The 24,276-nt window shown below is 48.5% G+C and carries 22 protein-coding genes; 19 read left to right on the forward strand and 3 right to left on the reverse strand.

The window, feature by feature from the left end:
* Positions 1-73 precede the first annotated feature (73 nt).
* Both pyrG (ACO5JD_RS04465) and pyrG (ACO5JD_RS04470) read right to left on the reverse strand, forming a co-directional pair.
* Positions 74-778 (reverse strand): CTP synthase, encoded by a 705-nt coding sequence (pyrG, locus tag ACO5JD_RS04465; protein ID WP_484987937.1) that lies wholly within the window; start codon positions 776-778, stop codon positions 74-76.
* Positions 765-1,715, reverse strand: coding sequence for a CTP synthase (gene pyrG / locus ACO5JD_RS04470; protein WP_484987939.1), 951 nt, complete (start codon positions 1,713-1,715; stop codon positions 765-767). The genes pyrG (ACO5JD_RS04465) and pyrG (ACO5JD_RS04470) overlap by 14 nt, the downstream gene beginning before the upstream one ends.
* 634 nt (positions 1,716-2,349) lie before the next feature.
* Between pyrG (ACO5JD_RS04470) and ACO5JD_RS04475 the strand changes: the two genes are divergently transcribed.
* From ACO5JD_RS04475 to ACO5JD_RS04495, 5 genes are all read left to right on the forward strand, one after another.
* A complete protein-coding gene (locus ACO5JD_RS04475; protein WP_484987941.1) occupies positions 2,350-2,901 on the forward strand; it encodes an NADPH-dependent FMN reductase in 552 nt (183 codons plus the stop codon).
* 318 nt (positions 2,902-3,219) lie between these two features.
* The gene (locus tag ACO5JD_RS04480) at positions 3,220-4,416 is read left to right on the forward strand and encodes an FprA family A-type flavoprotein (RefSeq protein WP_484987943.1); all 1,197 of its coding nucleotides are present in this window, start codon (positions 3,220-3,222) and stop codon (positions 4,414-4,416) included.
* A gap of 129 nt (positions 4,417-4,545) precedes the next feature.
* Complete coding sequence (locus ACO5JD_RS04485) at positions 4,546-4,923, forward strand: GntR family transcriptional regulator (RefSeq protein WP_021625605.1); 378 nt, start codon at positions 4,546-4,548, stop codon at positions 4,921-4,923.
* Complete coding sequence (locus tag ACO5JD_RS04490; protein ID WP_484987945.1) at positions 4,920-5,951, forward strand: ABC transporter ATP-binding protein; 1,032 nt, start codon at positions 4,920-4,922, stop codon at positions 5,949-5,951. Before ACO5JD_RS04485 ends, ACO5JD_RS04490 begins: the two co-directional genes overlap by 4 nt.
* Positions 5,952-6,668: an ABC-2 transporter permease gene (locus tag ACO5JD_RS04495; RefSeq protein WP_484987947.1), complete on the forward strand. Its 717-nt coding sequence runs from the start codon at positions 5,952-5,954 to the stop codon at positions 6,666-6,668.
* A 66-nt stretch (positions 6,669-6,734) separates the two neighbouring features.
* Here the strand turns inward: ACO5JD_RS04495 and ACO5JD_RS04500 are convergent, their stop codons facing one another.
* Complete coding sequence (locus ACO5JD_RS04500; RefSeq protein WP_484987949.1) at positions 6,735-7,457, reverse strand: B3/B4 domain-containing protein; 723 nt, start codon at positions 7,455-7,457, stop codon at positions 6,735-6,737.
* Positions 7,458-7,675: 218 nt separating this feature from the next.
* Between ACO5JD_RS04500 and ACO5JD_RS04505 the strand changes: the two genes are divergently transcribed.
* The 14 genes from ACO5JD_RS04505 (at position 7,676) to ACO5JD_RS04570 (ending at position 24,205) form a co-directional block, all read left to right on the forward strand.
* The gene (locus ACO5JD_RS04505; protein WP_484988078.1) at positions 7,676-10,171 is read left to right on the forward strand and encodes an ATP-dependent helicase; all 2,496 of its coding nucleotides are present in this window, start codon (positions 7,676-7,678) and stop codon (positions 10,169-10,171) included.
* Between the two features lie 74 nt (positions 10,172-10,245).
* A complete protein-coding gene (rfbA, locus tag ACO5JD_RS04510; protein WP_484987951.1) occupies positions 10,246-11,148 on the forward strand; it encodes a glucose-1-phosphate thymidylyltransferase RfbA in 903 nt (300 codons plus the stop codon).
* An 84-nt stretch (positions 11,149-11,232) separates the two neighbouring features.
* Complete coding sequence (gene rfbB, locus ACO5JD_RS04515) at positions 11,233-12,255, forward strand: dTDP-glucose 4,6-dehydratase (RefSeq protein ID WP_484987953.1); 1,023 nt, start codon at positions 11,233-11,235, stop codon at positions 12,253-12,255.
* A 22-nt stretch (positions 12,256-12,277) separates the two neighbouring features.
* Positions 12,278-13,762 carry a sugar nucleotide-binding protein gene (locus ACO5JD_RS04520; RefSeq protein WP_484987955.1) on the forward strand — a complete coding sequence of 495 codons (1,485 nt, stop codon included), beginning with the start codon at positions 12,278-12,280 and terminating at the stop codon, positions 13,760-13,762.
* Positions 13,763-13,765: 3 nt separating this feature from the next.
* On the forward strand, positions 13,766-14,188 hold the full coding sequence (locus ACO5JD_RS04525; RefSeq protein WP_484987957.1) for a 6-pyruvoyl trahydropterin synthase family protein: 423 nt from the start codon (positions 13,766-13,768) through the stop codon (positions 14,186-14,188).
* Between the two features lie 163 nt (positions 14,189-14,351).
* Complete coding sequence (locus tag ACO5JD_RS04530) at positions 14,352-15,395, forward strand: glycoside hydrolase family 5 protein (protein ID WP_484987959.1); 1,044 nt, start codon at positions 14,352-14,354, stop codon at positions 15,393-15,395.
* A complete protein-coding gene (rsmI, locus tag ACO5JD_RS04535) occupies positions 15,395-16,309 on the forward strand; it encodes a 16S rRNA (cytidine(1402)-2'-O)-methyltransferase (protein WP_021625595.1) in 915 nt (304 codons plus the stop codon). Before ACO5JD_RS04530 ends, rsmI begins: the two co-directional genes overlap by 1 nt.
* A gap of 107 nt (positions 16,310-16,416) precedes the next feature.
* On the forward strand, positions 16,417-18,042 hold the full coding sequence (gene metG, locus ACO5JD_RS04540; RefSeq protein ID WP_484987961.1) for a methionine--tRNA ligase: 1,626 nt from the start codon (positions 16,417-16,419) through the stop codon (positions 18,040-18,042).
* Positions 18,043-18,119: 77 nt separating this feature from the next.
* A complete protein-coding gene (rsmA, locus tag ACO5JD_RS04545; RefSeq protein WP_484987963.1) occupies positions 18,120-18,998 on the forward strand; it encodes a 16S rRNA (adenine(1518)-N(6)/adenine(1519)-N(6))-dimethyltransferase RsmA in 879 nt (292 codons plus the stop codon).
* A 2-nt stretch (positions 18,999-19,000) separates the two neighbouring features.
* Positions 19,001-19,987 carry a TatD family hydrolase gene (locus tag ACO5JD_RS04550; protein WP_484987965.1) on the forward strand — a complete coding sequence of 329 codons (987 nt, stop codon included), beginning with the start codon at positions 19,001-19,003 and terminating at the stop codon, positions 19,985-19,987.
* 90 nt (positions 19,988-20,077) lie between these two features.
* A complete protein-coding gene (locus tag ACO5JD_RS04555) occupies positions 20,078-20,890 on the forward strand; it encodes a ComF family protein (RefSeq protein WP_484987967.1) in 813 nt (270 codons plus the stop codon).
* Between the two features lie 338 nt (positions 20,891-21,228).
* Positions 21,229-22,422, forward strand: coding sequence for a substrate-binding periplasmic protein (locus tag ACO5JD_RS04560; protein ID WP_484987969.1), 1,194 nt, complete (start codon positions 21,229-21,231; stop codon positions 22,420-22,422).
* A 105-nt stretch (positions 22,423-22,527) separates the two neighbouring features.
* Positions 22,528-23,121 (forward strand): ribosome hibernation-promoting factor, HPF/YfiA family, encoded by a 594-nt coding sequence (hpf, locus tag ACO5JD_RS04565; RefSeq protein WP_484987971.1) that lies wholly within the window; start codon positions 22,528-22,530, stop codon positions 23,119-23,121.
* Positions 23,108-24,205, forward strand: a complete 1,098-nt coding sequence (locus ACO5JD_RS04570; RefSeq protein WP_484987973.1) for a DegV family protein — start codon at positions 23,108-23,110, stop codon at positions 24,203-24,205. The genes hpf and ACO5JD_RS04570 overlap by 14 nt, the downstream gene beginning before the upstream one ends.
* The last annotated feature ends 71 nt before the right edge of the window (positions 24,206-24,276 follow it).

Genomic DNA, 24,276 nt, shown 5'->3' on the forward strand with positions numbered 1-24,276 from the left:
AGTACTAACAAAGCTCGGGTGCCACTCTTTATGGAGTGACACTCGAGCCTTTATGTGGTGGAGCTTTTGCTGCTTATGCGTAGTATGCTTTCGTACTCTTTGTCTTTGCTTGAAATGCTATAGCTGCTTGAATGAGGCCACGGAACAAGGGATGTGCACGGTTGGGACGCGATTTAAATTCAGGATGTGCCTGTGTTCCAATAAAGAAGAGATGGCCTTTAAGCTCAATCATTTCGACGGTGCGATTGTCGGGTGAAATGCCCGAAAGTATCATGCCAGCATCCTGCAATTCTTGACGGTAATCATTGTTAACCTCATAGCGATGTCTATGACGCTCAGATATGTACTCTTGACCATAGAGGCTATATGCAATGGTGCCCTTTTTAAGTACGCAGGGATACGCTCCAAGGCGCATTGTGCCGCCTAGGTCAGTAACGCTCTTTTGTTCGGGCATCAAGTCAATAACGGGATAGGAACTTTCAGTATCAAATTCTGCACTTGCTGCGTCGGTATGCTGAAGGACATTTCTTGCAAAATCTACTATTGCCATTTGCATGCCAAGACATATGTCAAGGTAAGGGATCTGATGTGTTCGCGCGTAGGTTGCAGCATAAATAATTCCTTCGACACCTCTGCCTCCAAATCCGCCGGGGACAATGATGCCATCAACATCAGCAAACAACGCATCGGCAGACTCGGGAGTTAAATCCTCAGATTCAATCCAAGTAATGGATATCTGAGCGCGATTTGCAATGCCACCATGTTTAAGTGCTTCCACAACAGAGAGGTATGCGTCGTGAAGTTCGGTGTATTTTCCCACCAAGGCGATAGTGATACTTTTTTTCAGGATGTCTCAAAGACCACGACAGATGTTTCCACTCTTCCAAGTTGGGCTGGGGACATGCAAGCCTGAGGCAGGACAAAACGCGCTCTGCCAGGTGCTCTTTTTCCATAGCAAGGGGTACATCATATAAGTATTCAACATCTAGGTTTTCGAGCACATTTTCTGCGAGTACATTGCAGAAAAGTGCAATCTTATCTTTCATTGAATCGGAAAGGGGATGCTCAGTGCGACATACTAAGATATCTGGTTGAATACCAAGTCCCTGTAGATTCTTGACACTCATTTGCGTTGGTTTTGTTTTTAGTTCGCCAGAAACCTTCAGGTAGGGGATAAGGGTGACATGAATCATGATGACATTGTCGCGTCCCTTTTCCCATTGGAACTGGCGAATCGCTTCAAGGAAGGGTTGGCTTTCAATATCTCCAACAGTTCCGCCAACCTCAATGATGGCGATTGTGTTGTCATCGGCATTACTATCGCACGCCTCTGCGTCATAAAAACTTGCCTTGATTTCGTTGGTGATATGGGGGATAACTTGTACGGTGCCTCCGCTGTAATCACCATGTCGTTCTTTATTGAGTACCGACCAGTAAATCTTTCCAGATGTCACGTTGGCGCGGCAATCAAGGCTTTCATCAATAAAGCGCTCGTAATGACCCAAATCCAAGTCGGTCTCAGTACCGTCGTCTGTGACAAATACCTCACCATGTTGAATGGGGTTCATCGTGCCAGGATCGATGTTGATATAAGGATCGAATTTCTGCATCGTAACTTTGAACCCGCGAGCTTTGAGGAGTCGCCCCAGTGAAGCGGCGGTAATTCCTTTTCCCAGTCCCGAAACGACGCCACCTGTTACAAAAACATACTTCATATTTATCCCACTGCCATGCATATATATATTTTGCATAGTTCTTTCTAAAACCAAATTTGACGCAAAGACTTGTGGTGGATATACATATGTTGTTTGGGTTATTCTGCGTAACGGTTATCGATAAAACTGATGCCGAGGAACCAAACGAAGGTATGATAGCTCAGCTTTTTGAGGCTAAAGCCCAAAGAGTGCAAAATTTGCACGGAACACGTTTAGGATTGTTGATGGGTTGTTGACAAGGATTATTGTCAACCTGGGGTGTTGGAGCGGCTTTGCTTGCCAAACGCCACGTTCTGTTTCAGAAAAAATGTCAAAAGCCACATATCTCTTCAACGGCCTTCACGTTTGCGCAGGTAGATTTTTTTCGCGTGAAACAGAGTGTGGCTTTTGGCAAAAAAAGTGAAGTAGAACGTGGCGTTTGGCAAGCAAAACCTTGTATAAGACTGGTGTCCTGGTAGTCATAATCTCATTTATCAAATCGATTCCAAACATACCTCCACACAGCTATGCTCCAAAAGTATGTTCAGAATGCGTTCTCGGGGTTGCATGAAAACCTAGTAGTTTGCTGGGTATAAAGACTGCATGTGTTCAAGCGAAAACGGCTCTGTGCCGACATAAAGAGAGGGATAACGCAATGAAGAAGACCATTCTTATGGTGCAGGGTTCCCTGCGCAAGCAGTCTTTCAATCGTCAGCTTCAGGTAGCCATTACCCAAGCTTTAGGTGATGCAGTTGAGGTTAAAGAACTTGACTTTGGCGATTTGCCTTTTATGAATCAGGATATTGAGTGGCCAACCCCTGAATCCGTTCAGCGTGTGCGCAACGAGTTTGCTGCCGCCGATGGTATTTGGATTGTCACGCCTCAATATAACGCCAGCTATCCTGCAAATATCAAAAATCTTATTGACTGGATGAGCCGTCCTTCGGCTCAGGGCTCTTCTGACAAAGCAACCAAGGATAAGAAAGTCACCTTCTCTGGTATTGGCGGGAGGATTGCAACCCTGCAGATGCGCACCAAGCTCGGCGAGCTTCTTCCTTTTGTTGGTATGAATCCCATGGATGAGTTGGGTCAAGGCTATGCGGTCAATGGCTCTGCTTGGGGTGATAATGTAGTTGTTTTCTCTGATGAGCAGAAAGCAGCTATTCAGGCTCAGGCAGAGGCTTTCCTCAAGTTCATTGAGGCCTAAGCAAAACGAATACTAATTCACTACCTTTCCTTTGTGCGAGAAAACAGCATCCTATACGGGTGCTGTTTTTTTGTAGGTCATCAACCCAGTCTCGTGTGTTCTTTGCACAGGACAAGAAAACCATTCGCTATGCGGGCGGAATCTCCCATGTGCTGTTTATCGAAACAGTTTTGCTCTATACATCCCCATACAGGCAGAATCGCATATCATTTGAGAAGAGAGCTGTCCCCAGGCATTATCCGCTTGCATTGCACATGCGGGGAAGTGGGGAAAAATTTGTTTGTGCTTGGTAAGCGTTGCTCAGCAAGGAGTGAGATTATGCACAACGTTCGCGAGATTTGCGAAGATAGCTGGTGGTTGGGCGCATCTGATAGGCGACTAGAGCTTTTTGAAAACACCTATCCCACGCCTGCGGGTATGTCGTATGACAACTATCTTATTTTGGATGAGAAAACCTGTTTGATGGATGGCACTGATGAGGCTGTCATGCTGCAGGTAATGGAAAATCTTGAGTATTTGCTTGCGGGACGCAAACTCGATTATATGGTTGTGGATCATATGGAGCCCGACCATTGCCGTATGATTCCTCAGCTGGTGGAGCGCTATCCCGAGATTAAGTTTGTGGCTACAGCCAAGGCTTTTGAGTTGATGTCACAATTTTTTGATTTTGATGTTGCTCCTCATGCAATTACGGTCAAGGAAAACGACACACTTGAATTGGGTCACCATACTCTGCAGTTCTTCTTGGCTCCTATGGTTCACTGGCCTGAGGTTATGGTTTCCTATGATCAGTTGACGGGCGTTTTGTATTCCGCCGATGCCTTTGGTGAGTTTGGCGCCTTGGGCGGCAATATCTTTGCTGACGAGGTTGATTGGGAGCATGACTGGCTGGATGAGGCTCGTCGCTACTACGTGAATATCGTGGGCAAGTATGGTTTGCAAACCAATATGCTGCTCAAAAAAGCTGCCAAGTTGGACATCCGTATGATTTGTCCGCTGCATGGTCATATCTGGCGTAAGGACTTTAATCTCATCCTTGATAAGTACGTCAAGTGGGCAAGCTACGAACCCGAGGTCGATTCTGTCGCAATCTTCTATGGCTCTATTTATGGCGATACGGCTGCTGCGGCCGATATTCTCGCTGGCAAGTTGGCTGAGCGAGGCATGCGCGATGTGCGCGTTTACGATAGCTCCAAGACTATGACCTCCGAGCTTGTCTCTGTTGCCTTCCAATACTCCAAACTTGTCTTTGCCTGCGCTACCTATAATATGAGCATTTTTGATAGCATGCGCACTTTGCTGGATGATATTGCGGCTCATGTCCTTAAGAATCGCGTTGTCGGCATCATGGAAAATGGCAGTTGGGCTCCTCAGGCAGGCAAGCTCATCCAAGCACAAGTTGAGGCCATGCCTAACATGACTATTCTTGAACCTATGGTGCATCTGCGTTCCGGTGTTAAGGAAGCTAATCTCGTCGAGATTGAGGCTTTGGCAGATGCACTCGTTTCCGCCTAATTCACCGTAACTTACGCACCATTCATCCGCTTAGGGAGAATCCTAGGCGGATTTTTCTTGACATACTGTATATATAAGGTATATACAGTATGTACGCAATTAACAGAAGAAAAGGAGAGGGAAACTAGCGTGGAGATTGTGATTTCTAACTCCTCTGGCAAACCCATCTATGAGCAGATTGCAGATCAGTTGAGGGCGGCTGTTCTGGCAGGTGAGCTTACTCCTGGTGAGCAGCTCCCATCTATCCGAAGTCTTGCGACGAGCCTACGCATTAGTGCTATTACAACCAAACGTGCATATGCAGAGCTTGAGACCCAAGGCATTTTGGAAACTGTCCCTGGTAAAGGTTGCTTTGTAGCGGGTATCGATCCAGGGCTGCTGCGAGAAGAGCAACTCAGGCGGGTGGAAGCAGCGCTTGCGCAAGCGGCCAATGCGGCGCGAACTGCTTCGATTGATTCTCAACAACTACACGAAATGCTTGACTTGGTTCTCGAGGAGGAGCAATGAGCATGAAAGCATATGTGGGTACAGGCGCTCAGGGTGCTGCGCATTTTGCAAAGAAGTCTTTGGATATGGATAACAAACTGCCCCTTGGTAGTCTTGACTTGTCAGGGGAGATCTGCGATCTGAGATTGCGCGGGATTGGCAAAAGTTATGGTGAGTTTGCCCTTCAGTCGGTATCTCTTGATGTGCCTCGAGGATCAATTGTGGGTTTGGTGGGGCGTAACGGTGCAGGTAAAACTACGCTTATGAAAATTGCGCTCGGTTGCGTGAAATCTGATTCTGGATCAGTTGAGCTCTTTGGCAAAACGCGAGACAATCTCTCTGGTACGGAGCTCACCGCTCTCAAAGCGCGCATAGGTTATGTGAGTTCGGTCTGCGCGTATCCGTTGCAAATGAGTGTGGCACAGGTTGCAACTATGTATAGCTTGGCATATCCAAAGCTTGACTATCAGTTGCTAGAGAATCTGCTTGAGCGTATGGGTTTGCTAAAGTCAAATCCAAAGCCACATCGTTCATATGCTGCCCGCAAAAAGGTGGGAGAGCTTTCTCGTGGTATGGGTATGAAATTGCAGCTGGCTTGCGTGCTTGCCTGCGGCGCAGATTTGCTGGTAATGGACGAACCTACGGCAGGTCTTGATCCTATTGTGCGCGATGAAGTGCTCGATATTTTGCGCGAGTGCATGGGGGACGGCACGAAATCAATTCTCATTTCGAGCCATATTACCAGCGATCTTGAGCATATCGCAGACTATATCGTGATGCTTGAAGAGGGCAAAATTGCATTTGCGAGTGATTGTGACCGCATTTATGACGAAATGGGTGTGGCTCATTTGCGTGGCGAGGAGCTGGAGCATCTGCTAGCAAGTGGTTATATTCCTGCCGGTCAAATCCGTATAGTAAAGCGTGACTTCTCTTGGGACGTGCTTGTTCCCAACCGTGCTCAGTTTGAGCGTAACTTCCCAAATTTTGCCATCGACAAGGCGACAATCGACGAGACCATGACCCTCGTTGCGAAGGGAGAGCTGAGATAAATGCTTGCAGTTCTTTATGCAGATTGGTGCCAGTTTTTGCGTAAACTCCCGCAGTATCTTCTGGCATTTGCGGCTGTAATCATTATCGTAGGGGCGGGTGCAGTCTTTGGAGGAGACGACGTAGATATTGCTCAAGTCACGATAACAAACTTGCAGATACAGATTTCGCTCACAATGTGCTTTATGGTGATTTATATCTTGCTAACGGGTGCCTTTCGAGATGATGAGGCAAATAGTTGGCAGCAGGCGCGTGACGCTCTGCCTCTGACGCGAGCTCAAGTGGTAACAGGACGTTATGCTTTTGTGTTTGCGGCAATTATTACGGTAACTGTAGTTTGTGTGCTACTAAATGGTTTGTTGGTACTTGCAATACAACAATTCGGCATCAATGCTTTGGAAAACATGGCAGAGGTTGGACCGGTACTAGTAGCTACTGCCTTGATGCTGCTTGTGCTACTTTCGTTTCAAATGCCTGTTTTGTTTTGGTGGGGAGCTCAACGTGGTTGGTTTGTTTTGACACTACCCGCGCTACTTCCCTTGTTGATGACTTTTAACGCTGTGAAGCAAGGCTTTTTGTTAGCAGTAGAAACGCTGTCAAAGTTGTATGTGCAGCTAGGAATGGGGTGGAGTTTAGTTGCTGTGGCGTTACTTGTGGGTTTGCTCTACTTTGCTTCTCTAAAACTCTCGCAGAGACTTTACACAAAAAGGGATTTGTAAGGAAAAGCACCTGGGACACATTGCTGTCCTAGGTGCGATGTGCGTCATAGGTGGATGAGTCGCCGCTTAGATAAGTGGGGTCTCACGATGATCAATCGTCAGATAATCTTTGTTGGTGGTATGAGCACCAAGAATTTCGGTCGTAAAGACCTCCAGTTGATCGATAGCATCATGAAGATCATTGACGCGATTAGGCTCGATGCATTCCATAATGAATGCACAGTGGGGAGTATTGTCCGTAGCTTCGGTGCGCTGACAGTCGCGCCAGTTCCAGCAGCGACAAATAGCTCCTGCATCGTCTAGGTATGCAAGCTCACCAGGTAGGGTGGGGTCAGGAGTATCTTCACCAACAGCGAGATAGTCATCTCCACCTTCGCTTACAGCGAGGCGGAAGGTACCCACAAAGGCATCGATATTCTCAACACCCATGGGGAAGGCATAGGTCAGAGAAACTGCATTAGATACATCAACTGCGGGGTTGATGGAGCCAACAGGATTATCTTTAAGAACGCGTTTAAGTAGGTTTTCGACTGAGCAGCGGGCGCCGTGCTTGGTCTTGAATTTACGGTATGCCTCGCGCCATACAGCGGGAACTTTGTTTTTGCTGATGGTATTGCTGGGTACCCATTTGCGCGCAACGATATTGGCACGTTTAAGCTCTTTCTGAGCACGGGCGACCAGCTCGGGATCAATTTGGTCGGTTGGCTTGATGCCATCTACTGTCAAAACGCCGATAGTTGCCTCGGGAAAAAGCTCCCAGAAAGACTCTTCAGTGACAAAATTAATCATACATTCCCCAATGTCTGCTGCTCGTGGTGAACACGCTTGAACGACTTGAATGTTCCCACATTAGTTAAGACTCATGCAGCAGAGTTAAACAAGTCGAAAATTGATGAACATATAAGAGACAGATTAGTAATGTCTTTTTGAGGCCCGGTACAGGGGGTAGACTGTTAGTTCCCAAACGATGAACGGAGTTTCCCTTGCCGCTGTCTTTCGATGAGTTTATGAAGTCTCAGCCTACCTTCTCCGAGGTACAGAGCGCCTCTGCGCCTGCCCTAAAAAAACAATCTCAACCAGCTGTTGGTACATCTGATAAAACACCTCTTCCCCATGTAGAGAGTGCTGTTGATATCGATAGTCTTAATGCTGCTCAGCGCGAAGCTGCGCTGTGTACATGTGGACCCTTGCTGGTTTTGGCAGGCGCTGGTTCAGGCAAGACGCGTGTGTTGACTCACCGCATTGCACATATGATTTCTGATGAAGGCGTACGTCCTTGGCAGGTGCTAGCAATCACTTTTACCAACAAAGCAGCAGCCGAGATGCGCGAGCGTCTGGATGCATTACTTCCTGGGGGCACGCGTGGTATGTGGGTGTGTACCTTCCATGCGATGTGTGTGCGTATGTTGCGCGAGGATGGTGAGCTGTTGGGATATCGTCCAAATTTCACTATCTATGATGACGATGACTCAAAGCGCCTTGTCAAGACCATCATGGATGAGTTGGATATTGATCCCAAGCAATTTCCCCTACAAGCTATTCGTTCGCGTATTTCTCAGGCAAAAAATGCAATGAAAACACCTGAGGATATGGCAGGTGAAGCCACAGGAGATCATAATCCGCTTAGCCTTAAAGCGGCTTGTGTATATCGAGAGTTGCAGCTTCGCTTGGCACGCGCAAACGCTATGGATTTTGATGATTTGCTTATCAAGGCATACGAGCTGTTGGCAAAACATCCCGAAGTATTGGACAAATATCAAGAGCGGTTCCGTCAAATTAGTGTGGATGAGTATCAGGACACCAACCATGTTCAGTATTCAATTACCAATTTATTGGCAGCAAAGTATCGCAATTTAATGGTGGTTGGCGATGATGACCAGTCAATTTATAGCTGGCGTGGCGCCGATATAAAAAATATTCTTGCTTTTGAGCAGGACTATCCCGATGCGCGGGTAGTTAAGCTCGAGCAAAACTATCGCTCAACCCATCATATTTTGTCTGCAGCAAATGCGGTGGTTAGTAACAATTCCCGACGCAAGGCTAAACGTCTTTTTACTGATCGCAGCGATGGAGACAAGATTCGTCTGTATCAAGCGGATGATGAACGCGATGAAGGTCGTTGGATTGGCTCGGAGATCGAAAAAATTCATGACACGGGTACCAGCTATGATGATATTGCGGTCTTTTATCGTACTAATTCTCAGTCGCGTGTACTCGAAGATATGTTACTGCGTGCGGGGGTGCCTTACAAAATCGTGGGCGGTACGCGATTCTTTGATCGGGCAGAGATTCGCGATGTAATGGCTTATCTCAAGCTCGTGGTCAATCCTGACGATGACGTATCGGCATTACGTATTATCAACACACCCCGTCGAGGCATTGGTACAACTTCCATTGGCAAAATCCGCAGTTATGCCACAGAAAATAATTTGACGTTTTTTGCAGCTGCTCAAGCTTGTGTGGCAGAAACAGGTCTTTTTAGTCCTAAGGTACGTGCAGGCTTGGGGGAGTTTACCGCAGCTATAGAAGCAGGTCGTCATCTGCAGGGTGACTTGTCAGATGTGGTTGAGGCAATTGTTGACAAAACGGGTCTTATACGTGCTCTTGAGGCAGAGCATTCCGTTGAAGCCGATGGTCGCATTGACAACATTCGAGAGTTTTTTGGTGTGGCTGCCGAGTTTGATGAGTCGCATGATGATGTTGCAGCAACGCTTGAGAGCTTAGCTCAACTTGCCGCGTCCGCTGCCGGGGATGAAGCTTCTGCAGCGCCCAGTGTAGCAGCAGAAAATGCGGCTAGCGTTGCTGCCAAAAAGCTTCCTGCCTTCATGGAATGGCTGGCTCTACGTTCGGATCTTGATAGCCTAGCTGGATCGAGTAGTGCTGTAACGCTCATGACTATTCATTCTGCAAAGGGCTTGGAGTTTCCTGTTGTTTTTGTTGCGGGTATGGAAGAGGGGCTTTTTCCTCATCGTGCAAAGGAAGGCGAGCCAGATTCCTTTGAGGAAGAACGCCGTCTTGCCTATGTGGCCATTACCCGAGCAGAGCGTAGGCTTTATCTTAGCTATGCAGCAATACGCAGAATGTTTGGCTCTACTTCGGCAAATGCGCCTAGCCGCTTTTTGGCAGAAATCCCTGAGGACGATATTCAGGCTATAGGGCTCGGCTCTTCGGGGTATCGTGGAGTCGGTTGGGAAAAACGTGGCGATCGACATGGTACCTATGGTAGTGGTCGCGGTAGCGAGGTTTATGGTGGTCAGGTCTTTGGCTCGCGCACGCGCTCAACAGGTGGTTCTCGTGAGATTGGCTCTAACGCACAACTCATTCGTCGCGATGCTGCAAAGGCAAATGAAAGCTTTGCGGTGGGTGACCGAGTGTCGCACAAGACTTTCAAGACGGGAATCGTGCGTGCAATAGACAAGGACACCTTGACGGTCTATTTCGAAAGTCTTGGCACTACCAAACGCTTGCTTAAGGGATTTGCGCCGATAGTCAAGATTGTTTAGGAGCAAACGACTCTTTGGTTCTGCTTGCGTTACTCTTTATATATCTGTGAGAGTCCCTATACAGGAGGTTGTTTGTGAAAGGCATTATTCTTGCGGGCGGCTCGGGAACGCGCCTCTACCCCTTGACCATGGTCACGTCCAAGCAGCTTTTGCCTGTGTATGACAAGCCGATGATTTACTATCCGTTGTCTACGTTAATGTTGGCTGGTATTCGCGACATCTTGGTGATTTCTACCCCTACAGATACTCCTCGTTTTGAGCAACTACTTGGTGATGGTAGTCAGTTTGGCATCTCACTTAGCTATGCTGTTCAACCTAGTCCTGATGGGCTAGCTCAAGCTTTCATCATTGGAGAGGAATTTATTGCAGGAGATTCTTGTGCGCTCGTCTTGGGCGACAATATTTTTTATGGCAATGGTCTTTCGCGTCATTTGCGTCATGCTGTCGAGGCTGCTGAGCGTGATGGGGGAGCGACGGTCTTTGGTTATTACGTTGATGATCCCGAGCGCTTTGGTGTGGTGGAATTTGGTGAGGATGGCAAGGCAGTTTCCATCGAAGAAAAACCTGTCAACCCCAAAAGCAATTATGCTGTGACTGGTCTGTATTTTTACGATAACCGAGTGACCGAGCTGGCTCGTCAGGTTAAGCCTTCTGCCCGTGGTGAGCTGGAGATTACCTCACTCAATGAGATGTATTTGCAGGATGGCGATCTTGATGTAGTAACGCTGGGTCGTGGTTATGCATGGTTGGATACTGGCACCATGGATAGCCTCTTTGACGCTTCTAACTTTGTTCGCACTATCGAAAGCTCGCAGTCCATTATGGTTTCGGTACCCGAAGACATTGCGTATCAAAATGGCTGGATTGACAAGGATGCGCTCAGACAAGCGGCCGAGACTTACGGTAAAAGTCCCTATGGTGAGCACCTGCGCCATCTGCTTGATGGCAAGATTCGCAAGGATAGTCGCTTCGAATAGGATTTGATAATCATTTCAAGCGGGTTTTGCTTGTTTATTTTGAATGAGAAAGCAGTACCGCTCTGGTAGCCGAAAGGAATCTACATGGCAGAAGAGAAATTTATTCCCAAGCATATCCTTGTGACAGGCGCGGCTGGTTTTATTGGCTCAAATTTTGTGCATTATGTCACCCGTGAGCACCCAAAGACACAGGTGACTGTGCTGGACAAGCTTACCTATGCAGGCAATATTCATAATCTTGATGGTATTGCATCCGAGCAGATGGGTTTTGTACAGGGAGATATTTGTGATGCTGAGCTGGTAGACCAGCTGGTGGCAGACTGTGATGCCGTCGTACATTATGCCGCCGAGAGTCACAATGACAATTCGATTTTGGATCCGTCACCCTTTATCCAAACCAATGTGGTAGGTACCTATACCCTGTTAGAAGCAGCACGTAAATATGGTGTGCGCTATCACCAGATTTCAACCGATGAGGTTTATGGAGATCTGGCCTTAGATGACCCTGACAAGTTCCACGAGGGTTCGCCTTATCGTCCAAGTAGTCCTTATTCTTCGAGCAAAGCAAGCGCAGATCATCTGGTACGTGCTTGGCATCGCACATTTGGCGTACGTGCAACCATTTCGAATTGCTCCAACAACTATGGTCCCTACCAGCACATTGAGAAATTTATTCCTCGTCAGATTACCAACATTTTGTGTGGTATTACACCCAAGCTTTATGGTGATGGCAAGAATGTGCGCGACTGGATCCATACCGATGATCACAGCAGCGCGGTCTGGGCAATTCTTACTCAGGGACGTGTAGGAGAGACTTATCTCATTGGTGCTAATGGCGAGCGCAACAATATTGATGTTTTGCGCTTGATTTTGGAACATATGGGCAAGCCTGCCGATGATTTTGATTGGGTGCGTGACCGCCCTGGTCATGACCGTCGTTATGCCATTGATTCGAGCAAACTCCAAACTGAGCTTGGTTGGCGCCCATCCCACACTGACTTTGAGAGTGGACTTGATGCCACTATCGCTTGGTACCGCGATAACCGTAGCTGGTGGGAAGATGTAAAAGCCGAGACCGAAGCAAAATACGCCAAACAAGGGCAGTAAGTAAAAATTCGAGGGAGCTTCAGTGGATTTTGGAAAGCAACTCGCGGCACACGAGACAAGCATACCGGGTGTTATTGTTTTTGACCTAACTGTGCACGGCGATAACCGCGGTTGGTTCAAGGAAAACTGGCAGCGTGCCAAGATGCTGAAGCTAGGACTTCCTGACTTTGGTCCTGTCCAAAACAATATTTCTTATAACGAGTCTCGTGGTGCTACTCGTGGCATTCATGCTGAGCCTTGGGATAAATTGATTTCTGTTGTAGCAGGCAAGATTTTTGGTGCTTGGGTAGATTTGCGTCCTGGCGCTAGCTACGGTCAGGTTTTTTGCTGTGAGCTAGATTCAACGCGGGCTATTTACGTGCCACGTGGCGTAGGCAATGCGTATCAGGCGCTTGAGGACGGTACCATCTATACCTATCTCGTTAATGCGCATTGGTCTGCTGAGCAAAAGAAAAACTATACTTTTGTAAATTTGGCTGATCCACAACTCAATATCAATTGGCCCATCCCTTTGGAGGAATCGATACGCTCCGAGGCAGACTTGCATCATCCTTTCCTTGCGGATGCCTTGCCCATGGGCCCTCGCAAAACATTTGTAGTGGGTAGCCATGGTCAGCTAGGACGTGCACTCCAAGCAGAAGTTGCGCGGCGTGGGCTTGAGGGCTGGGAGTTTCACGATATCGATAGTTTTGATATGTGTGACCCCTCAGCCTATAAAAGTATCGCTTGGGATACTTTTGGCACCATAATTAATGCGGCTGCTTTTACGGCGGTGGACAAGGCAGAGACCACTGAAGGTCGTAGAGCTGCTTGGAAAATTAATGTCGAGGGTGTCACCAAACTTTGCCGTACGGCTGCTGAGCATCATCTCACGCTTGTACATGTGAGTAGTGATTATGTTTTTGATGGTACTCAAGAAAGCCATAACGAAAGCGAAGAGTTTGCTCCTTTAGGCGTATATGGACAAACCAAGGCCGCAGCAGATGCACTAGTAGCGCAGCTCCATCGCCATTTTATTGTGCGCTCCAGTTGGGTTATTGGTGATGGCAAAAATTTTGTTCGTACAATGATGGATCTTTCGCATCGCGTTGCAACAGGCGGGCTTTCTCAGGTAAGCGTGGTTAACGACCAAATTGGTCGCCTGACCTTTACGGAAGATATGGCTGCGGGCATTTTGTGGCTGTTGGGATATCGTGAGGGTGATACGGCACTAGATGACCGTGCGCCACATGCTGAATTTGGTACCTACAATCTTACTGGTAGTGGTGCAAGTGCCAGTTGGGCTGATATTGCTGCGCGCATTTTTGATTTGACCGAGGGTAATGGCGATGCGGTCAAGCCAGTTTCTACAGCAGATTATTTTGCCGCTGCTACAAGTCCCATCTCTCCTCGTCCACATTACAGTACCCTTGCGCTGAATAAACTCTCAGCTACAGGTTTTGTTCCTGCGAATTGGGAACAATCGCTCAAAGCCTATATTGAGGCTAAGAAGGCTAATGAGGAGTAAGTGATGTTTGGACTCAAGACGGAAGCGTGCTTTGATAGCGCACATTTCTTGGCTGACTATCACGGCAAATGTGAAAACCTCCACGGTCATCGCTGGCGTGTCGTTGTGTATATCAAGCAAAACCAGCTTGGCGCTGAGGGAACAGAGCGCGATATGGTGCTTGATTTTGGTGAGTTTAAGCGTGTTGTGCGCGAAGAGGTTGCTGCGTTTGACCATATGTTTTTGGTTGAGGAGGGTACGCTCAAGCAGATCACCATTGACGCTTTGCGCAACGAGGGTTTTAAGCTCAAGATATTGCCCTATCGAACAACTGCAGAAAATTTAGCCAAAAATTTTGCTGAGCTTTTTGGCAAACGCTGTCTGCCTATAAGCCAAGTGGATGTATATGAAACGCCTTTGAACTGTGCAAGTTATTTTGTAGATTAGCTTTAGAGAGATTTTCATCGATTTTCCTGTATTCAAATTGGATTGGTTGTGCAAAAAGTAGTGTCATGGGGGGGGGTAGCAAGGTCCTTATGTTCCTCCTTTGGTGTTCGGTGGGGTGGGTATACTTCAAGTGCGAGCAAAATTTTGAACAGAGGAGCAAGTAATGGACAGGCGGGCTCTACATGGTGTGAACCTTACTGGCTGGCTCACGCTTGAATCATGGGTGACCCCTGGTCTTTTTGCGGATTCCGGTGCCCTTGATGAGCCTTCACTGATTCGTGCGGTGGGTGTGGAGCGCTATCAGGAGATTGTGCGCCATCATCGTGAGACTTTTATCTCTCAGGCAGATTTTGTACAGATTGCTGGTCGCGGGTTTAATGCGGTGCGTCTAACCGTGCCATGGTATGTGTTAGGTGATGATGGTCCCGAGACTGGTCCTTATGTGGGATGTATCCAGCAGGTCGATAATGCGCTTGAGTGGGCAGAAGATGTTGGACTCAAATTGCTGCTTGTGTTAGATATCAATCCTGGTCGCGAGACGGATGATGATGGTCTTGTACACGGTCGGGCGCGTTTTATCGATTATCGCCAAAGTGCTTTGCAAGTAATTGCTACTTTGGCTCGCCGTTATGCGTTGCGTGATGGTTTTGCTGGTATTGAAGTAGCAGATGAGCCTCTAGCTCAGGTACGTCATGGCTTGGTCTTAAGCGACGGCGTGCCTATGCACATCTTGCGTACCTATTATCGTGATGCGTACGAGCTTATTCGTAAGGAAGCGGGCGAGGATGTCGTTGTAGTTTTGCCCGACGCAGATTTACATCACTCTTGGCGTTCGTTTATGGGACAGCGTCAATACAAAAATGTTTGGCTTGATGCTCATCTTTACCATTACGAAGATAAGGTGGATGCTACAGGTCCTGTAGGCGTGCGCAAACTCGTGGCAAGTTCTCGCGCAGCGCTTAAAGCTACAGGACGTGGTCGTCTGCCCATGATGGTAGGTAAATGGTCTGGTTCTTTGCCTTTCCCAGATTCTCTGATGACACCTGAAGGTCGCATTGCACTTGAGCGTGTCTTTATAGCCGAACAAATTAATGCTTTTCGCGACTGTCCTGCGTGGTTCTTCCAGACTTGGAAGACGACAAGTAGGCTGATAGGCTGGGATGCTCGTGTGGCTTTGGCGACCTTTGAGAGGCGGATGCTCGACTAATGGCTATTGCACATTCTCATGCAGCTGCAGCCCAGGGGGAGGGTGTCCTTTCTTTAGTTGGTACACCTATTGGTAACCTTGGTGATATTTCACCACGTGTAAAGCAGACTTTGAGTTCTGCTGATGTGGTGCTCTGTGAAGACACCCGCGTTACTGGCAAGTTGATGTCACATTTAGGCCTGCATGTACCTCTTGAGCGCGCCGATGACAATGTGCTAGCGAGTCGTATTGAGCCTACGCTTGCACGTATTGCTGCAGGTCAGCGTGTTGCTTTTGTATCTGATGCAGGTATGCCTGGAGTATCCGATCCTGGTGTTCGTTTGGTAGACGCTGCACTTGAGCAAAACCTTTGCGTGGAAGTTATTCCTGGACCATCAGCGGTTACGTGCGCTTTGGTGGCATCAGGCCTACCCATGGAGCACTTCTTCTTTGAAGGCTTTTTGCCGCGGAAAGCAAGAGCTCAGCACGAGCGTTTGACCGAACTTTCGGTAGTGCCGGGGGCATTGGTACTCTATGAGTCGCCACGCCGTGTGGTAGACACCTTGACTGTGATTGCTCAGTCTTTTCCTCGACGTTTGGTAGCTTTGGTGCGCGAGTTGACTAAGTTGCATGAAGAAGTTTTGCGTGGGCCAGCAAGCGAGTTGGTAGATGAACTTGTGCAGCGAGAAGCTGCGGGCAATGTGCTCAAAGGCGAGTGTGTCATTGTGATTGCGCCACCTTCTGCAGACGAATTGCGCCAGATTGCTCTGCTTCTCTCACAAACTCAGGGGCAAGCTGTCAGTTTTGAAGAAGCGGCACAAGCAGGACTTGCCGCTGGAGAAGCAAAAACTGTTCTTGCTAAGCGTCTTGCCAAACAATATGGTCTCCCAAAATCTGATGCCTACTCTCGCATTTTGGAGCTCTCTGACAACTAAACTGCTTCCAGTCTGTTTGGAGCCTTTTTCTATGAGGAGAACAAATGGGGCTTGAGTTAGAATAATGAGTTGCATCATTCGCAGACTTTTAGCGGGAGACATTTTTCATGGCAGACAATTTGAACAAGCCGTCTTTCTATATCACCACCCCTATCTATTATGTCAACGCCGCTCCACACCTAGGTACCGCGTACTGCACTATCTTGAGTGATGTGCAGGCCCGTTATCGCCGTGCTGCTGGCTATGATGTCAAGTTCCTCACGGGTCTTGATGAGCATGGCGAAAAGGTTGAGACTACGGCCGCTGAACACAAGATGACTCCTCAAGAGTGGTGTGATTCGCTAGCTCCTGCCTTTACGGATATTTGGAAGACTCTTGAGATTTCCAACGATGACTTCATTCGTACTACCGAGCCCCGTCAGGAGCGCGCGGTGCAGTACCTCTGGGAGCGCATGCTGGAGTCGGGCTACATCTATAAGGGCAGCTATGATGGCTGGTACTGCGTTCCCGAGGAGACGTACTTCACCGAGACTCAAGTGCGCCACTCTGACGAGGAAAATCACACCGAAGGTCAGCATCTTTGCCCCGACTGTGGACGTCCCCTACAGCGTGTGCAAGAGGAAAGCTGGTTCTTTAAACTCTCTGCTTTCCAGGATCGCCTCCTTGCTTTTTATGATGAGCATCCTGACTTTGTGATGCCTGCCTTCCGCATGAAGGAAGTTCGTACCTTTGTTGAGGGTGGCCTGCAGGATCTTTCCGTCAGTCGCACGAGTTTTGACTGGGGTATCAAGCTCCCCTTTGATGAGAAGCATGTGACGTATGTCTGGTTTGATGCGCTACTTAACTACATGACGGCAGTGGGTTATGGTCAGCCAGGTGAAGCTGCCGCAGCAAATCTTGCGCGCCGTTGGCCTGCTCAGTATCACGTGGTTGGTAAGGATATCATCCGTTTCCACTGTGTTATTTGGCCTGCCATGCTGATGGCTATCGGTGAAGCTCTGCCCGAGCATGTCTTTGCTCATGGCTTCTTGATGGTCCGCAATGAAGAAACTGGCCAAGGCGAAAAGATGAGCAAGTCTCGCGGCAATGCTATTGCGCCTCAGGAGGTTATTGACCTGTTGGGTATTGAGGGCTACCGCTATTACTTTATGCGCGATTGCAAGCCTGGCGAGGACGGCGCTATTTCTTTTGCTCGCATGGAGCAGGTCTATAACGCTGATTTGGCTAATAGCTGGGGCAATCTTGTGTCTCGTGCACTTAATATGTCCGTTAAGTATTTTGATGGCAAGACGCCTGCGCTTCCCGAGGACTGGGCGCAACGCGAGAGTCCTTTGACACGGGTAGCTGCAGGTATTTATGAGCGCTATGCCGCAAAGATGGACGTTATGGCATATCCTGATTCAATTGATGAGGTCATGGCTCTAGTGGGTGCTGCAAATCATTACATTGAGGACTCCAAGCCTTGGGCTTTGGCAAAGCCAGATGAGAATGGTGTGGCTCAGCTGGACGAGCTGTCCTTTGTCATTGGTGGTCTACTTGAGGCAATTCGCATTTCTGCTCATTTACTTGCACCCTTCATGCCCGAGACCTCCTCTGAGGTTTTGCGTCGCCTTTCCCTCGGTGATGAAGCTGAGACTGACGATTTGGTTGCTGTTTGCAATTGGGGTCAGTTACCTTCTGGTGTTGCAGTGGAGAAAGGTGAAGCGCTCTTCCCACGTTTGGCAGCTAAATAAGTAGTATCAAGTAGAAGTGGTTGTCCAGAAGTAGCAGCAAATATAAATTTGTCCAACCAAAAGAGGGGAGAGCAGGCGTGACGACTGAGACCAAGCAACCGCCCCTGTCGTCTGTAGTTGCCTCTCCTCTTGCCAATCCTCGTGCGACTCATGCCGCTCTGGAGCGTCATGGTCTTGTTGCAAAGCATCGTTTGGGACAGAACTTCTTAGTTGATGATTCTGTTGTGCGTCGTATTTTGCAGCTAGCAGAGCTCAGCAAAGCAGATACGGTACTCGAAGTGGGGTCTGGTATGGGTACGCTTACCTGTGCGCTTTTGCCTCGCGCAGAAAAAGTCATTGCAGTTGAAGCAGATCACACGCTAGAGGCTGTACTCGCCGAGACTTGTGCCCAAGCCTCTGATCACCTAGAGATTCTTTGGGGCGATGCGCTTAAAGTGTTACCTACAGGTCTGGGTGAGGTGCAGCCGACTCAGCTGGTTTCCAATTTGCCATATCAAGTAGCGGCAACTTTGATACTCAAGGTGTTGAGTGAACTTCCTTCTATCAAACGGGTAGTCGTAATGGTACAGGCGGAAGTAGCAGATCGTATTGCAGCGGTACCTGGCAACAAAAATTATGGTGCGTATACAGCAAAGCTTGGACTTTATGCTCAGGTAACCGGACGTTTTGAAGTGAGTCATGCTTGCTTTATGCCAGCGCCACATGTTGAGTCAGCGGTTGTGCGTATTGATAGGCGACCGCTCGAGCAAGACTATGACCCTGTCTTTGTGTCTCAAGTTATTGATGCCGCCTTTGCGCAGCGGCGTAAAACTATTAGAAATTCCATGGCCGCAAGTGGCTTTGACAAAGCAGCCCTTGATACTGCATTCAAACAGGCAAATATTCAGGCAACGTGTCGTGCAGAAATGCTTGCTGTTGAGGACTTCATACAGCTTGCTCGAGCCTTGGAGTCATAGCGATGAATGCAGAGCTTAGTCAAGAACAGCTTAGTGCTGAGTATTGGTGTCTACGTGACAAAAAGAAACGTGTAATAAATTTGCCTCAGCCTTTGGCTGCGTTGGCGGATACTCACGGTCACCTTACGGTCTTTAGACAAGCAGATCCTGTAGATGCTTTGGTGCGCGCAGCTCTTGCAGGACTGAGGCTTTTGGTGGTGCCGCTTGATCCCACAGAGGATGTAAAAGATGTTCCTGCTTTTCTTAATTGGTGGGATGAAATCAGAGAACATGCACATGCGATGTTGGAGCAGCTGGCAGAGATAGGTATTGCGACAAGCGATGATAAAGATTTGCTTGATAAACTTTATTTCATTGCAGGTATTCACCCCTATGGTGCTCAGATTTGGCTTGATGACGCATCTACTCATGAGCGTTTGGATATGCTGCTGGCCAATCCATACTGCCTAGGTATGGGCGAAATTGGTCTTGATTTTGGCCCCTATCATGAGTTGTCTGCAGATGTACAAATTGAGACTTTTCGTCAGCAACTACGCATGGCGCATGAACACAACCTTCCTGTTGAGTTGCACCTGCGCGATGGAGAAAACGATAGTTTGGGTCATGACCTAGCGCTTCAATTGCTTCGTAAAGAGGGCGTGCCACAGGCAGGATGCGATCTGCACTGTTTTACGAGCGGTCCTGAAATTATGAAGCCTTTTGTTGAATTGGGCTGCCATATTGCCTTTGGTGGCGCTGCTACTTTTAAGCGTTCCGATGATATCCGAGCGGCGTTTTTTGCCTGCCCAGATGAGCTACTGCTGTCTGAGACTGATTGTCCTTATATGGCGCCAACTCCTTTGCGTGGTATGGAATGTGAGCCTGCAATGGCGGCTTTGACAATTGATTTTTTGGCCGAGCAACGCGAGTTTGCGGGCATTTCTTCTCGCGAAGAAACGTATCGCAACTTTTGGCATAACGCTCACGATTTCTTTGGACTTACGCTTTAACTTTTAGGTATTGATGCTCTAGGGACTGGGTATATCCCAAGCACTGGTCTTCCTCGTGTACTGCTTGTGCGCGAGGGGAGTTGCCCTGCCTTGAGTTCATATCAAGAAAATCAGCCATATAATCTAGAACCTCATTTACTTGACCATCTCATCGAGTTGATGTGGCCTACTCGCTGCATCGTCTGTGATATGCCAGGTCAGCTGCTTTGTGGTGATTGTCGTCAGAAGCTCAAGTGGATACAACAACGCTATGCCTGTCCCATCTGTGGCACTCCACATGGCTGGCTAACCTGTACAAACTGCGGAGCAGAAGCCCTGCGTGAAAGACGTGTGCGGGAAAACTCTGATACAGATGGAGGTCTTGCGCCCTATCACTGGGAAGCTCGTGCGACTATCTCGGCACTAGAGTTTTCAGGTAGCGGTGCTTTGCTTGTAACCACACTTAAAGACTCTCACGAGTTGCGTTTGGCTCCTATTATTGCAGCTTTGATGGCTACAGCCCTTGATGAAGCGGCAAGCTGGGCGGCAGCAGATGGTTGTGCACGTTATGACTCTCAGGAGTTAGATGGAATCTGTTTTGTACCTGCCTCACCTTTGGCTTTTATGCGTCGCGGTTTTGACCATATGGAACTTATTTCGCAGATGCTTGCAACTTTACTGGGTCTGCCTGTGTATGACGTATTGCTACGCCATGAGGGTCGCGACCAGCGTGAACTGGATAGACAGGGTCGCCTGCGCAACTTAGAAGGTTCAGTGGAGGTGATAGATGATGTAGCTGATGCACGTCTGTTGTTGGTAGATGATGTTATTACAACGGGTGCTACCCTGCGTGAAAGTACGCGTGTGCTGCTTGGACGTGGTGCTCAATCGGTCACTGCCTGTTCTCTTGCGCGCGCATGGTAGGCAAAGGTAAGCAGCTGGTATAATACGTATTGTCTTTCCAGGTCTGTGGTTGCGGACGCAAAGGGCTATAGCCTGTGCGTCTTAGTCCATGACAGACGAGGTCAAAAGGATCCACGTAAGTTCGGATCGCGATCCGAGCGAGCATGGCTCGTCCTAGAGGTAAGCCGCACCGCCCGTCCTACTAGAGATATTCCATCTCGCGGGCGAGAGAGTTTGTAGTGGGGGCACCGCGTCGCCCGAAGCGAAGACTCCTGTGCGCGAGTGTGGGGTCAAATACCAGGTCAGCTGGGAAGACTGTGATTTTTGGTAAGCTCATAGTGGCTTTGAGAGGATAGTGTATGGGGCGAAGTACAAAAAAGCAGCTCACTGGCCTTGTTTGTACCGTACTTATTACGAGTTGCTTGATGGGCTGCAAAGCCAAACTTCCTTTTAAACTTCCCTTTGAGCTACCAGACTTGTCTCATATCACTTCCTCAACAACAAAGCAGGGAAGTATCGCTGATGGCCTTGCTTCTCTCAAACGCAGTGGCTCTGATTTGGCGGAGCCTACTATTCGTGAGACTGGCGTACTCACAATCGGCATCAACACCAATCTAACTTCGGCACCTTTTGTACTTTCGACTCTGGGTGGCGACGCTGTTAAGGGTTACGGCATCGAGTTGGGCGAGGCACTAGCCGATGAGCTGGGCTTGGATGTGCGCTTTGTGAATGTGAACGATATTGATTCTGCCTGTGCCAATACTGTTGATATTGTGCTGGGTGTTTCAAAGGATGATGTCAAGAAATGCAGTATTGTTGGCCAAACCAATGAAGCAGCACCTTCTTTCTTTTATCGCGGCGATGAGCGCGTGCTCGATAAAAAAGAGTTGTCGGGTAAGAGTTGTGGTTTGGTGGCAGGTAAGTCTTCTGAGGCAACTCTTAGTCGTACCGATCTCAAGATGAATCAAAAATCTTATAGCAACCTCAATGAAGCTTTTGATGCTCTTGATGTCGGTGAAGTTGAATATGTGCTTTGTGATGCCTATGCTGGTGCTTTTCTTGCCAATCAGTACAAGGATATTCACTTTGCCGGTAGCCTGATAGCTCCTGTAAATCGCGGTATCGCTGTGCTTTCTTCTAACAAGGGTCTCATTACTGAAATAGGACGTGCTCTTGAGACCCTTAAATCCAATGGTGTTGATACTATCTTGCGCACGAGGTGGTTGGGTAAATTTGCAGGCCTGAGTGCTGAGACGCAGATAGGCGGCATCAAAATTACCGAGAAGAAAGATGATGCTCCTGAAGTGGCCACCAATGCAGGTACAGCAACAGCGCCTGCAAATACAGGTGATTCTGAGGGCTTTGCTAATTCTGGTTATGGCAGCTATGTTGATTACAGCGACTACGGCAATTACAACACGTATAACGACTATAACGAAGGTGGAAATGCTGACGCTGCTGAGACCAATACTGAAGCTATAGGTGGTGAGGAGACCACCTATAGCACAAATGAAGGTGAAAGTGGCGAAGAAACAGTCACGCCCCAAGAGTAGCCGCTGGGCGGATTGTTGGTGATGCTTTGGGTAAGAGAGGGTATCAAAGCAATAGGGCAGAGCTTTTGAGCCCTCGTTTTATAGGACTACAGCAAGGAGGCGCCGATGGTGGATATTAAAATTTCGGGACGCAAGGTTAGCGTCACGGACGCCATGCGCGATGCCGTTGAGGAAAAAATTGGTGGTGCCCTCAAAGTGTTTGATATTCAGCCTATGACCTGCGATGTTGTACTGCGTGTGGACAAAAATCGCTCTAACCCTGAGCGTCGTGCCTGCGAGGTTACGGTTTTTGTTCGTGATACTGTCGTACGTGTTGTTGCTGAGGCCCAGGATATGTATGCGGCAATTGATGAAGCTGCTGACAAAGTAGCTCGTCAGCTGCGTCGTTATAAGACTCGTGTGGTCGATCGCCACCAGCATGCAGGTCATGCTATGCCTCGTCCTCTGCCTACCTCTGTAGAGGATTTGGCAGATTTGATTGAGCCAAGTGAGGACGACGATCAGCTTGTACGTGAGAAGTATGTTGACCTTAGGCCTATGACTGAGGAACAGGCACTGGTGCAGACCGATTTACTCGGCCACGATTTCTTTGTTTTTGAGAACGCAACGACCGGTCTTATAAATGTCATCTACCACCGCCACAATGGTGGTTACGGCATTATCAAGCCAAAGATCGAGGAGTACGATGAGCGAGCTTAGTCGCGAGAACGAACAGCACATTGATATTCAGGAGGGCTCTGCTGCCAACAGCGGGGCCCTTCCCCCACAAAATGAGGGCAGCACGTCCGCTGTAGCCCCTCTTGAAGTAAGGCGCATTGGCAACGCATATCACAAAAAGCGTACGACGCGCATCATTGTAGATACCACCTCTGACTACAACGTTGAAGTTTTAAAACAGCTTGGTGTCGAGGTGATTCACTTCCGCTATGTAGGTCCTGATGGTGAGCATGAGGATGATCTTTGGACCTCACAGACGCCGCATGACTTCTATGAGTACATGCGCAAAAATCCTGAAGCACGTTTTACCACTGAGGCAGTCACGCCAGGCACATACCTTGAGATTTTTGAGAACGCTGCCAAGGAAGGCACGCCCACGCTCTACCTTTGCCTGTCTGAAGGTCTCTCCTCAACTATTAACTCTGCTCGACAAGCTGCAGAGATGATTGCCGAAAAATATCCAGACTTTGAGTTATATGTGCTAGATAACTGCTGTGATTCGGCCGCAGCAGAGCTTTTGGCTATTGAAGTCGTGCGTCAAGCTTCTTTGGGGCTTACTGCTGAGGAGCTCTATGCATGGGCACAGGATGCACGCTATTTTGTGCATGGTTACTTCACTCTTGATAGTCTGCATTGGTTGGGTTTGGGTGGACGCATTCCGCCCGCAGCAGCTCAGTTGGGCGGAAAGTTAGATATGAAGCCCGAGCTTTCTTACGATACCAATGGTTCCCTCACACTGCGTGGCGTGTGCCGTGGTCGCAAAAAAGCTCTGCGTGCCATTCTGCAAGACTTTCGTGATAACTATGCCCACGACTCTTCATTACCGCTGGGCATTGTCTCGGCCGATGCCGACAAAGATGCGGACTGGATTGAAGCTCAGGTTCGCAAAGAAAAGGGTTGCGAAGATGTCGCAGTTATTCGTAGCTCGGTTTCTCCCGTGTTAGGTTCTCATGTGGGTCCTGGTATGGTAGCGCTTTGTTTTTGGGGTGTTGACCGTAGAGAGAAACTATCGCTGACTGACCGTATTGCACGTCGCGTGCGCAAGCGGGGGACCGACGAAAAGTAGAATAGCTTGTGTGCCTGGCGTTTTATATGAAGAAGAATAGAAACTGCGCAAAAAGGGAACCCTAACAGGGA

The sequence above is a fragment of the Olegusella sp. genome (genome assembly GCF_057238325.1).